The organism is Pseudoalteromonas sp. H105 (assembly GCF_001469215.1).
Taxonomy (GTDB): Bacteria; Pseudomonadota; Gammaproteobacteria; order Enterobacterales; family Alteromonadaceae; genus Pseudoalteromonas.
This window is the reverse complement of sequence record NZ_LOFH01000001.1, coordinates 390,931-402,766: the sequence shown is the minus strand read 5'-3', so window position 1 is coordinate 402,766 and position 11,836 is coordinate 390,931. Positions and strand designations below refer to the sequence as shown.

Here is an 11,836-nt window from a genome sequence, read left to right as displayed (position 1 = left end):
GACCTTTGCACTTGATCGTTTTGCACGTTATTCTAGTTATTGCTAATGTGTCGTGCACACCTTTTAGAGGTGTACCAGAGTAACCAATAAAAAATTGAGACAGATTTAATGACTGATCACAACTTGGAATTAAAAAAAGCCGGTTTAAAAGTAACATTACCGCGTATTAAAATTTTAGAGATTTTACAATCTCCAGATAACCAACACATCAGCGCTGAAGATGTTTACAAAATTCTGTTGGATTTAGGCGAAGAAATTGGCCTTGCAACTGTTTATCGCGTGCTTAACCAATTCGATGATGCTGGTATTGTTTCTCGCCATCACTTTGAAGGTGGAAAATCAGTATTTGAATTATCTGGTAGTACGCACCACGATCACCTTGTGTGTTTAAAATGTGGCAAAGTTATTGAATTTGAAGATGAACTAATTGAGCGTCGTCAGGTTGAAATTTCTGAAGCGAATGGTATCAAATTAACTAACCATTCTCTTTATTTATACGGCGAGTGTACTGATACACAAGCGTGTAAAGCTTTCTCTGATAACCAATAATTCGGTTATTAGTGTACGTAATAAAAAAACCTGCTTAATGCAGGTTTTTTTGTATCAAATGTTTATATACCCAATCCATAACAAAATACAAAAACCCGCATCTTGATATGGTTTGGGTATAGAACAGAATTACTTCTGTTCTACCTTAGCCCATGAATCACGAAGACCCACAGTTTGATTAAACACTAAAGTCTCTGATTTAGTATCACGACTAAAGTACCCTGTTCGTTCAAACTGAAAACCTTGAGCAGGTGTTGCTTTTTCAAGTGATGGCTCAAGCTTCGCGTTGGTTAGAACCACTAATGACTCAGGGTTTAGTGTAGTTGCAAAATCTTCAGCAGCAGCTGGGTTTGGTACACTAAACAAACGGTCATATAAACGCACTTCAGCAGTTACTGATTCAGGTGCACTTACCCAATGAATTACACCTTTAACTTTACGTCCATCAGATGGGTTTTTACCCAAAGTCTCAGGATCATAAGTACAATATATAGTTGTAATTTCACCCGTTTCATCTTTTTCTACGCGATTCGCTTTTATCACATAAGCACCACGTAAGCGCACTTCTTTATCAAGGACTAAACGTTTGAACTTATTATTTGCTTCTTCACGGAAATCTTCGCGTTCTATATATAATTCACGCGTAAACGGAACGTCACGACGACCCATTTCTTCTTTATTCGGGTGATTTGCAACTGATAAAACCTCTTTATCACCATCAAAGTTTTCAATAACCAACTTCACAGGGTCAAGAACAGCCATAGCTCGAGGTGCATTTTCGTTTAAGTCTTCACGGATACATGCTTCAAGCATGCCCATTTCAACCATATTTTCTTGCTTGGTAACACCAATGCGTAAACAAAACTCACGAATAGAAGTAGGTGTATAACCACGACGACGCAGACCAGCAATTGTCGGCATACGTGGGTCATCCCATCCTTCTACATGGTTATTCACAACAAGATCATTTAACTTTCGTTTAGACATAATCGTGTATTCAAGGTTTAATCTTGAAAACTCGATTTGTTGTGGATGACATTCTAAGCTGATGTTTTCAAGTACCCAGTCGTATAAACGTCGGTTATCTTGGAACTCGAGTGTACACAAAGAATGGGTAATACCCTCTAGCGCATCTGAAATACAATGCGTGAAATCATACATTGGGTAAATGCACCACTTATCAGCAGTTTGATGATGATGAGCAAAACGCACGCGATAGATAATTGGATCGCGAAGAACCATAAATGAACTGGCCATATCAATTTTGGCACGCAGTACACATTCACCTTCTTTAAACTCACCGTTGCGCATTTTTTCAAATAGCGCTAAATTCTCTTCGGGTGATGTATCACGTGTCGGGCTGTTTTTGCCCGGCTCCTTCAAGGTACCACGATACTCACGTGCTTGGTCTGCTGTTAAAAAACATACATACGCCAGGCCTTTGTTTATTAATTCAACAGCATAATCATAAAGTGTATCAAAGTAGTTGGATGAGTAATTTATTTCGCCATCCCATTGAAAGCCTAACCATTGCACGTCTTCTTTGATGGAGTTTACGTAGTTGATGTCTTCTTTTTCTGGATTCGTATCATCAAAACGTAAATTACAAAGGCCATTATAATCCTGAGCAATACCAAAATTTAAGCAAATAGACTTCGCATGACCGATATGCAGAAAACCATTAGGCTCAGGTGGAAAACGGGTATGCGTTGTTGCATGTTTACCTGATGCTAAATCTTCATCAATTCGGGTTCTAATAAAATTACTTGGGCGATTCTCAATTTCCGCCATAGGAGTATATTCCTCACATAAGTGCATGGTGACAAAACTAATGCATTATTACAAAAACAAACCTTAACATACAGTAATAGATGTCGGTTTATTACATATTATACCTGTTAATTTGAAACAAGTAGGCAGCGCTAATTTTTGAGTATTCAATTGTAGGCTAGGAATGAAGGAAATTTGTTCTAGCGCAATAAAAGAGTCATTCAAACGCGTTAAAGTAGCGCCATTAACGAAACACTATTAGGGACAAATTAATGGCTTCACTATCACAGCATCGTGTTTATATTCCCACTACTGCACGCGCAAACCAATACATTCTCGCAGAGTTTAATCCAAGTAATGAACTCTACGCAAATTTCACAGACCCACGACAGTGTTATGAGCGTTTATCACGTCAACTGTTTGCGTTATGTGATGAATACGAACTGCATAATGTACACTTAATAGCGAATGATAAACTGCCCGTTGTAAGGTTTCATGAAGAGTCATATAACTTACAAACAGATAAACAAATTTTATTTTTTTATAACCCACGTTACCACGAAGCACATAAATGTTTTTATAATGATGATCATGCCAGTAAAAAAATTAGGTTACTATTTTTAGCCACTGGGGATGACCTTCGTGCTAATAGCGCAATCTTTCATGCTAAAGTCGTTAAAGTTCTCTCTAATCTGCAAAATAGTATACTTGAAGGAGAAGAGCAGTTTAAAGTGCGTGATCACCAGCATTTAACATATGATTTATTTGCCAAAGCAAAAGGTTGTAAAGAGAGTTACGGGTATAAATTACGTGGTTTATATCAACGTTACCAAAGTAGACATTGCGCTTTACCTAAAGAACATAATGAGATGACTTACGCGACATTTAGAATTCCCGTTACGCGTATGCTTAAGACACAATTTCAACACTTGTTGAATAAACCAAATTACTTTGATTTTTATAACCATTTCTACACGATGCTAGTTCAGCATTGCGAGTCTAAGCAGCTAAATTTAGCAGCAATGGTTGCAAATGGGTGTATGCCTATTATTCGTAACAGTCAAATAGATAAAGATGACAGCAATGGTGAACTACAAAAACTGAGCTTTTCGACGTCAGAAAATACGCCAAAATACAGTCAACATTGGTTAGATGACAAGCTGGTTGAAACGATGCATTTTGTCATCGTAGCGAGCGATAGTGATGAACAAGGAATAGGCCATGGTCGATTCATGAATAAAGTTGAAAGTGTGATCCGCGAAATGGTTGAACCTTTAGCAATAAACAAAGAGCGTCAAGATCTCACTGTCAGGTTTTTTCAGCACATTAGTTATTTCGAATAAACAGGCAATAAAAAACCCCATAAAACTGGGGTTTTTTATTAACAATACAAAGGGGTGTTACTGTTTACGTTGCGCTTCTTTTTGCGCTTTTTTTGCTTCTTTGCGTTGTTGTAAAACAGCTTGAGCTTCGTTACCAATGTGGCCTTCACCGCGTGCTTGCGCCAATTCTATTTGCTTTTGACGCTCAGCAAAGCGAGCACGTTGCTCGTCGGTTACATCATCAATACAGTGATGACATGACACCCCTTCCATATATTCAGGCTTTTGCTTTTCTTCTTCGGTAATTGGCATACGACACGCATGGCATTGATCGTAAGAGCCTTTTTGTAAGTCATGATTTACCGCAACTCGGTTATCAAATACAAAGCACTCACCTTCCCACATGGTGTCTTCTTTTGGTACTTCTTCTAAATATTTTAATATGCCGCCTTCAAGGTGGTATACCTCATCAAATCCTTGCTCTTTCATATAAGCTGTTGATTTTTCACAGCGAATACCACCAGTACAAAACATAGCTACTTTTTTATGCTTTTCTGGATCAAGGTTTTCTTTTGCCCACTGCGGGAATTCACGGAATGTTTTTGTATTTGGATCAACTGCGTTTTCAAACGTACCAATTTCAATTTCATAGTCGTTACGGGTATCAACTAAAATTACTTCAGGGTCTGAGATAAGTGCATTCCAATCTTGAGGCTTCACATAACTACCAACCACTTTTAGAGGGTCAATACCTTCAACACCCATAGTGACAATTTCTTTCTTTAGTTTTACTTTTGTACGATAAAACGGGCATTCATCATCATATGATTCTTTAGTAACAATATTGTCTAGATTCGGTTGAGTGTCTAACCACGCCAGTAAATTATCAATGCCTTGGCGTTTTGCAGCGACAGTACCGTTTATGCCTTCTGCGGCAATTAACAAAGTGCCTCGTACGTCGTTTTGCTCCATTACATCAAGTAAAGGTTGGCGAAGTGCCTCAAAATCAGGTAGAGAAACAAATTTATACATAGCGCACACAACAAAGTGTTCACTAGTTACATTATCTTTATGGATTGCAGTCATGGTTTTCCTATTTTGCTTTTAAAACCCGCAAGGGGCGTTTACCGAATCGTAAATCCGGCGCATTGGGGCGCATATTTTACGCTTTTTCTTTTTAAATGCAAAAAAACCTATGATTGTCTGGTTTTTACTGTCAGCGATGCATAGGACTAAGCTATAATAGCGTTCAGATTTATGAAGATTTAAATTACTCATTTGGAGATAGACACTTTGCACTTTACTGATCTTGGCATTGATAACCGCCTTGAAACTCAACTTGCGCATCAAGGCATTACTCAGCCAACTGATATTCAGGCACACGCTGTGCCTACAGCTTTGGCTGGCCATGATATTTTTGCTCAATCTAAAACTGGCTCAGGTAAAACATTGGCGTTTTTATTACCAGCCGTACAACGTGTTATGAAGCAAAAAGCGCTCAGTAAACGTGACCCGCGCGTTTTAATTGTCGCTCCTACCAGAGAGCTTGCCACTCAAGTTTTTACTCAACTTAGATTACTTATCGCAGGAACAAATATTAAAGCGCTAAAAATACTCGGTGGTGAAAACTTTAATGATCAAATAAAAGCGCTGAGAAATGACCCGCATTTTGTGGTAGCTACGCCGGGTAGACTAGCGGATCACCTCACTCAACGCTCACTGCAATTAAGTGGCTTAGAGTTATTAATTTTTGACGAAGCTGACCGTATCCTTGATCTTGGTTTTACTGAACAACTTAAAATGATCAATGAATTAGCCAATCACCGTTTACGCCAAACATTATTGTTTTCAGCAACGCTTGATCACGCACAAGTTGATGCCCTATCGCGTAATTTACTTAAAAAGCCAAAGCAAATCATGCTCAGCGCCGCAAACGAGCAGCACTCTGATATCAAACAGAGTTTATATTTAGCAGATTACCTTGATCACAAAGAAGCGCTATTAGCGCACTTTGTGAAACAAGATGACGTTGGCCAATGTATTATTTTTACAGCAACGCGCGCAGACACAGCACGATTAAGTGAGCTTTTAAATAGTAAAGGGCTAAAAGCACAGGCCCTTGCTGGTGATTTAACGCAAAGTAAGCGTTTGGATATCATGGATGCCTTCAGCCGAGAAAACTTCAAAGTGCTTATTACCACAGATGTTGCTTCTCGCGGCTTAGACTTGTTAAGTGTCACCCATGTTATTAACTTTGACTTGCCAAAACATGCAGAAGAATACGTTCACCGTATTGGCCGAACTGGTCGTGCCGGTTTTAAAGGCACAGCAATATCATTGGTAGGACCTAAAGATTGGCCAAGTTATAAAGCTATAAAGTCATTTTTAAATGATGAGTTAGAGTTCCACACTGTTGAAGGGCTAACGGGTAAATTTAAAGGCCTACGGGATAAAAAACCACAAGTTCAGAATAAAGTTAATGATAAAGTAAAGCCAAAAGCTAAAGCTACACCTAAGCGAAAAGCTAAGCCTAAAAAGCCACAAGCCCCTATAAAAGCACCCTTAAATATTGATGGTGATGCGCCTATGCGTCGTCGTAAAAAGCCAGAGCAGGAATAATTATGAGTTACCTTGGTACAACCCAAACCTTATTTGTCAATGAAGTCAGTAATGAAGGTGCTTACCTTGATGGCCACGATTTAGGCGAAGTTTTTCTTCCTAGCCATGAAATTAAACATGAGCTTGAAGCCGGTGACAGCATCAGTGTTTTTATCTTTTTAGATAATGCAAATCTACCTACAGCCACAACCAAAAAGCCACACGCGCAAGTCGGCGAATACGCCCTACTTCGAGTTAAAGAAATTAATAGCATTGGGGCTTTCTTAGATTGGGGCTTAGATAAAGATGTACTTGCCCCATTTAATGAACAAAAGCCTCGTATGCAAGAAGGTCACTCATACTTAGTACGTCTTTACTTAGACAACGCCAGCTCACGTATTTGTGCATCTAGCAATTTCAATCGTTTTCTTTCTAAAGAAGAACCGCAATATACTCACTTACAAGAAGTTAATTTAATTGTTGCAGGCAAAACTGACATTGGTTACAGGGTGTTAGTTGAAGAAGCGCATTTCGGCGTGGTTTTTTATAATATGGTGTTTAAAAACTTATTTGTTGGCCAAAAACTAAAAGGCTTTATTCAAAAAGTCCGTGAAGATGGCAAAATTGATGTCATTCTTGAAAAGCCAGGCATGGGAAAAGTCAGTGAGCTTGGTGAAAAGATCATGGATAAGTTAAAGCACGAAGGCGGTGTTTTAGCTATAGGTGATAAATCAGAGCCAGAGCTTATCAAAAAAGTGTTCTCAACCAGCAAAGCAAACTACAAAAAAGCGATTGGCGGTTTGTTTAAGCAAGGGTTAATTGATATTGAAGCTAAGTCTATTAGGTTGAAATAGAAGTGTAGTCAACTTTATTTGCCGTAAAAGAGTCAGTTTTCTATTGACTCTTTTTTATTGGTAGTGTTCAAAGATCTGTGTCATTTCAGTAAACTGATAAAAACAGGAATGACACATGACAAATCAATTCAACTTCGAAGATGCAGTTAAGGCACTTCAATCAGGTAAAAAACTTAATGGTAAAGATGGTGTGCTCACATCACTTATCAAACAGCTAACTGAGTCAGCACTTCAGGCTGAGCTTGAACAGCATCTTGCTAATGAGCAGGAGCCCAACCGTAGAAATGGCTCTAGCACTCAAACCGTTAAGACATCAGTTGGCAATTTTGAGCTAGATACTCCAAGAGATCGAAGTGGTAGCTTTGAGCCTCAACTCGTCAAAAAAAATCAAACCACGCTTAGTGATGAAATAGACTCAAAAATCCTATCTATGTTCAGCATGGGCATGAGTTATCGAGACATCAATAAACACATTGAAGATATGTACGGCATGAACGTTGCCACAGGTACGATAAGTGCTATTACCGATAAACTTATACCGGAGCTCAAAGCATGGCAACAACGGCCACTTGATAGTCACTATCCGATTGTTTGGCTTGATGCTATTCATTACAAGGTCAAAGAAGATGGCCGCTATATTAGTAAAGCTGTTTATACGTTATTAGGGCTAGATGTTCATGGCAAAAAAGAAATACTTGGCTTGCATTTATCTGAAAATGAAGGCGCTAACTACTGGTTGTCGGTTCTTACTGATTTAAATAATCGAGGCGTTAAAGATATACTAATTGCATGTGTTGACGGGCTAACAGGCTTTCCTGAAGCCATTGCTGCTATTTTTCCAGAGACAGAAGTTCAATTATGTATTGTTCATCAGATACGAAATTCAATGAAGTATGTTGCCTCTAAAAATCAAAAGGCGTTCATGGCTGACTTAAAGCCAGTATATCGTGCAGCAACAAAAGAGGCTGCTGAGTTAGCACTTGATGAACTTGAGGCCAAATGGGGTAGTTCTTACCCACTTGTGATTAATTCTTGGCGCAATAAATGGCATAGTTTATCGGCATACTTCAAGTATCCAGAGCATATTCGCAAGGTAATTTATACGACGAATGCAGTTGAGGCTGTACATCGCCAGTTTAGAAAATTAACGAAGACGAAAGGCGCTTTTCCAAACGAAAACAGCTTGTTGAAATTACTTTATGCTGGCATATTAAACGCCACTGAGAAATGGACCATGCCAATCCACAATTGGAGCTTGTGTTTATCTCAGTTGGCCATTTATTTTGAAGGACGCTTAGACAGCGTACTCGATATTTAAGAATTTAAGCTGACACAGAATTTTGAACGCCCTCTTTTTATTATCTAAAACTGCTTATTCTATTAAAGCCATCCCCATTAATTCCATATTAAACATTTAACCTTCCAAATACTTGCTTTTGTGCTGAGTAAAACGGCCTCAAGATATCATTAACTGGGGTTAACTCTAACTCAGCAAATGCTTTTAAAGCATCAGGGTTATCAAGTAAACTATCGATAATTTTTGTTAATTGTTCTAACCAGTTTCTTCTCCAATTAACTAAAATAGATGCGTTTAAGTTGAGCCTATATATAGTTAATCTTGCTTTAGCTTTTTCCCTTCTCTCTAAATTTGCTTTTGGAATAACCCTACCACTCATTTCGTGATGAAAGTACTTTATACACTCTTCAAGTAAAGGATGTATAAAACCATTAGGGCAATACCAGCTTTGTTTAGCATGACCTCCAAATACATCTCGTCTGTCTAAAGACTTTAGGGATTCAGAACATATGGAACTTAAAATAAGATTTAGATGATCAAATGTTTTATCTGGCTGAGTGCTTTTAGGAACTATATGTTCAATGTGATAACCTAAGTCTACTCCTAGATCATTAAAAGTAATATCATCTAGTATGGGTGTACTATAGACAAGTTGAACTTCGCTATACCCACATAAACCTTTTTGTTCTCTAAAACAATATTGAGCAGTTTCACTTTTCCCTTTAAAATTCTTCCAAGCTGTTGTGGCTGTTCGTGCACAAGTAGGTGGATTGACATTTTTAAGTTCTAAAAGTCTGTGGCCAGGTTGTTTTATTATATATTTCACCCTAGTATTTTCCTTCGCCGTAATACCATATCAAGCTTAATCATTTCAGGGTGCTGATTACCTATCTCTTTATCCAGTAATGATTTATACCTCTCAATTTCAGTAAGTATATCCTCAGACTCTATATCACCTTGCTCTATTAGAGCACGATATTTATTTAATTCAGATGTAATAGGTAGCTCTGGAATGCTAGAAACTTTCATTACAGACTCTAGAATATCTGTACTAGGATGAGCAAGAGTCTCATTAACTGGTGAAACTGCGATTAATTCATTGTCAACATTAACCCCTATAACTCTAATTTTATCCTTTTTAGTAGTTGAGAGTATTTGTGGACTATGGGTTGTCAAAATAAGCTGCAGATTTGGGAAGGTATTTTGTAAGCTTTCAAGTAAAAAAAGTTGCCACTTAGGGTGCAAATGCATTTCAATTTCATCTATTAAAATCACCCCTTGTCCATGCAGAGGGTTATCCAGAGTTGGATTAAGCATAATTAACCTTCTAGAAACATCTGCTAGAATTCCAATAATTACTTGCTGCCCTTGAGATAGATTTTTAATTACTATCGAATTGTTATCTATAGTAGCTTGTACTTCAGCCCGCCCTGTCGATGTATCAACCTTAATACTAGTTATACCAGGCACACCTTTAATTAAGGCATTATCAATAATTAATTTTGATTTAGAGTAGTTATTATTTTTTACAACAGTTTTTTTACTCTTAAGCTCTTGTAATTTGAATTGAGTGTCATCTAATAATGACTTTAATGGATGTGAATCGGAAGTAACTATTTCTTTTAAGGAGCGATATTGGTCTTCTAAAGATTGTATTTTATTTTCTTCAGCCGATTCTTCAGCCATAAAAGTTAAAGCAACATACCATTCTAAAAATGTGTCTAAATTTGATGTACCATCGATTGCAGACGGATCGATTGCATCTAGTCTATTCTCTGCGGAAATTTTTGGAAGCATTTCTAAATCATAAGACAGTACATCTTTCTTATTATAAGTTCTTAAAACCGAGTATGAAGCAAATAATGGGAAGTTAATTTCTTCATCTCTTAGATTTTTCTGTACATCGTTAGTAACTCTATAAAGTGATGAAAATTCATGATAACTATCTAATTGACTACTTTTAGGTGAACTAATACCATCTGACGGCCTTACTAAATTACATGAATAATGTGTGTTTGGACCCAACTCTAAAGAAGTAATTACTTCAGCGCAAGAATTACAATTAACTCTCACGTCACTTCGAGTTAGTGGTTTTCCACTTCTTCCTTGTCTTAAAAACCTAGCGTTTATAAATGATATTGTTTTAGTTAAAGCATCTAAAATACTTGTTTTTCCAGAACCATTCGGACCTATGATTACTGTTAAGTCACTTTCAAAATTAATTTTTAAATTTTTAAATTGACGGAAATTAACTAAATGAAGATCTTTTAAAAAAATCTTATTTTTAGGCTTAAAATTTTTATCAATACTTAAGGTTTCACTTAAACAAAAATCCATATATTTTAGCGAAGTTTCTAGTTGACCATCTTCGTAATTTTTTTTAAACAAGTCAAAAGCAGCCGAAATGTCTCCATTCTCATATCTAGAAATTTTAGCTTTTAGCCGAGAGTCATTCATTTTATTTCCATAATTTTTGTCGTAATACCAGGACCATATTTCCTATCAAGAGTTGAAAGAAATGATGGTTCAATATCATTCGAGAAAGCCAGTAACCCTCTTAAATGAGCTATATTTTCTTTATCAATAACACCTGTAACAAATTGATGCGTCAAATGTTTAATATATCTCTTTCTTTTCCTCCCTAATGATAACGCCCCCTCATTTGTGATGGTAACACCTGTTACATGCCGATTGTGAGCCTTAGAAGAAAAAACTGTTTTAGAGTAGTTTATTGCTATAGCAGTGCCGAATAATTGAAACAATAATGATTCTACGAAAGATGGTATAGTGAAAAGTATTTCTCTTACATTCGTTGAAAAAGTCATATCATCAGCATATCTTGTATACGTAATAAAGCTTTCATTACAATATTGAAAAACTATTTCATCAAATTGAAACATGCAAAAATTTGAAATTTTTGGAGAACTTGGTGCTCCAACACTGAGGACAGCCTTATCTCCTTCTTTAAGCCAAAAAATCAAATTATTAACAAAATAAGAATCTATATGGTTGGGTGTTATATTAAAGTACTTTGAAAAAGCAGACCAAAAAATAGTTGGTGTTATGGAATTAAAAAACTCAGCTAAATCCATTTTTAATAAAAACTCATTCTTTGAATGAGCAAATGCATTTTTCTTAATACCAGTGCCTTTTTCATAAGCCATCGAACACTCATGATATGGAAAATCAACTATTTTTAAAAAGTCTTTCTGAAGAAGTTTTAGTTTTTTTGCTGGGTGGGCTATCACACGATTACCGTGACTACGCTTAGGGATCAAATAGACTTTATATTTTCTTGAACCATTAACTAATATTCTTGATATTTGGTCTTCAGTCAAATTAGATTTTTCTGAAAGAAGTTTCACGATCTCCATTAAACAATTCCCTAAGAATATATGGCCCAGTATTGGGCCATATCAGTAGGTTGTCTTTTACTAGTTAATGCG

The 11,836-nt window shown here is 36.8% G+C and carries 10 protein-coding genes; 5 read left to right on the top strand and 5 right to left on the bottom strand.

Features of this window, described 5'->3' with window-relative positions:
• The first annotated feature begins 108 nt into the window (after positions 1-108).
• Positions 109-549: a ferric iron uptake transcriptional regulator gene (fur, locus tag ATS75_RS01760; RefSeq protein ID WP_058558701.1), complete on the top strand. Its 441-nt coding sequence runs from the start codon at positions 109-111 to the stop codon at positions 547-549.
• Positions 550-678: 129 nt separating this feature from the next.
• Here the strand turns inward: fur and glnS are convergent, their stop codons facing one another.
• Complete coding sequence (glnS, locus tag ATS75_RS01755; protein ID WP_058558700.1) at positions 679-2,340, bottom strand: glutamine--tRNA ligase; 1,662 nt, start codon at positions 2,338-2,340, stop codon at positions 679-681.
• 251 nt (positions 2,341-2,591) lie between these two features.
• Here glnS and ATS75_RS01750 point away from each other — a divergent pair, with 251 nt between their 5' ends.
• Positions 2,592-3,662, top strand: coding sequence for a DUF3083 family protein (locus tag ATS75_RS01750; protein ID WP_058558699.1), 1,071 nt, complete (start codon positions 2,592-2,594; stop codon positions 3,660-3,662).
• Positions 3,663-3,719: 57 nt separating this feature from the next.
• On the opposite strand, the gene ATS75_RS01745 is transcribed toward ATS75_RS01750, so the two are convergent.
• A complete protein-coding gene (locus ATS75_RS01745) occupies positions 3,720-4,727 on the bottom strand; it encodes a rhodanese-related sulfurtransferase (protein WP_058558698.1) in 1,008 nt (335 codons plus the stop codon).
• A 207-nt stretch (positions 4,728-4,934) separates the two neighbouring features.
• On the opposite strand from ATS75_RS01745, the gene ATS75_RS01740 reads away from it, so the two are divergent.
• The 3 genes from ATS75_RS01740 (at position 4,935) to ATS75_RS01730 (ending at position 8,411) form a co-directional block, all read left to right on the top strand.
• Entirely contained in the window at positions 4,935-6,260 is a 1,326-nt protein-coding gene (locus tag ATS75_RS01740; protein ID WP_058558697.1) for a DEAD/DEAH box helicase, read from the top strand.
• A 2-nt stretch (positions 6,261-6,262) separates the two neighbouring features.
• Positions 6,263-7,093, top strand: coding sequence for a S1 RNA-binding domain-containing protein (locus ATS75_RS01735; protein ID WP_058558696.1), 831 nt, complete (start codon positions 6,263-6,265; stop codon positions 7,091-7,093).
• Between the two features lie 115 nt (positions 7,094-7,208).
• Complete coding sequence (locus ATS75_RS01730) at positions 7,209-8,411, top strand: IS256 family transposase (RefSeq protein WP_058558695.1); 1,203 nt, start codon at positions 7,209-7,211, stop codon at positions 8,409-8,411.
• Between the two features lie 88 nt (positions 8,412-8,499).
• Here the strand turns inward: ATS75_RS01730 and ATS75_RS01725 are convergent, their stop codons facing one another.
• From ATS75_RS01725 to ATS75_RS01715, 3 genes are read right to left on the bottom strand one after another with little or no spacing between them, the layout of a single operon-like run.
• A complete protein-coding gene (locus ATS75_RS01725) occupies positions 8,500-9,216 on the bottom strand; it encodes a retron system putative HNH endonuclease (protein WP_058558694.1) in 717 nt (238 codons plus the stop codon).
• On the bottom strand, positions 9,213-10,847 hold the full coding sequence (locus ATS75_RS01720; protein ID WP_058558693.1) for an AAA family ATPase: 1,635 nt from the start codon (positions 10,845-10,847) through the stop codon (positions 9,213-9,215). Before ATS75_RS01720 ends, ATS75_RS01725 begins: the two co-directional genes overlap by 4 nt.
• A complete protein-coding gene (locus ATS75_RS01715) occupies positions 10,844-11,755 on the bottom strand; it encodes a retron St85 family RNA-directed DNA polymerase (protein WP_201020937.1) in 912 nt (303 codons plus the stop codon). The genes ATS75_RS01720 and ATS75_RS01715 overlap by 4 nt, the downstream gene beginning before the upstream one ends.
• Positions 11,756-11,836: the final 81 nt, after the last annotated feature.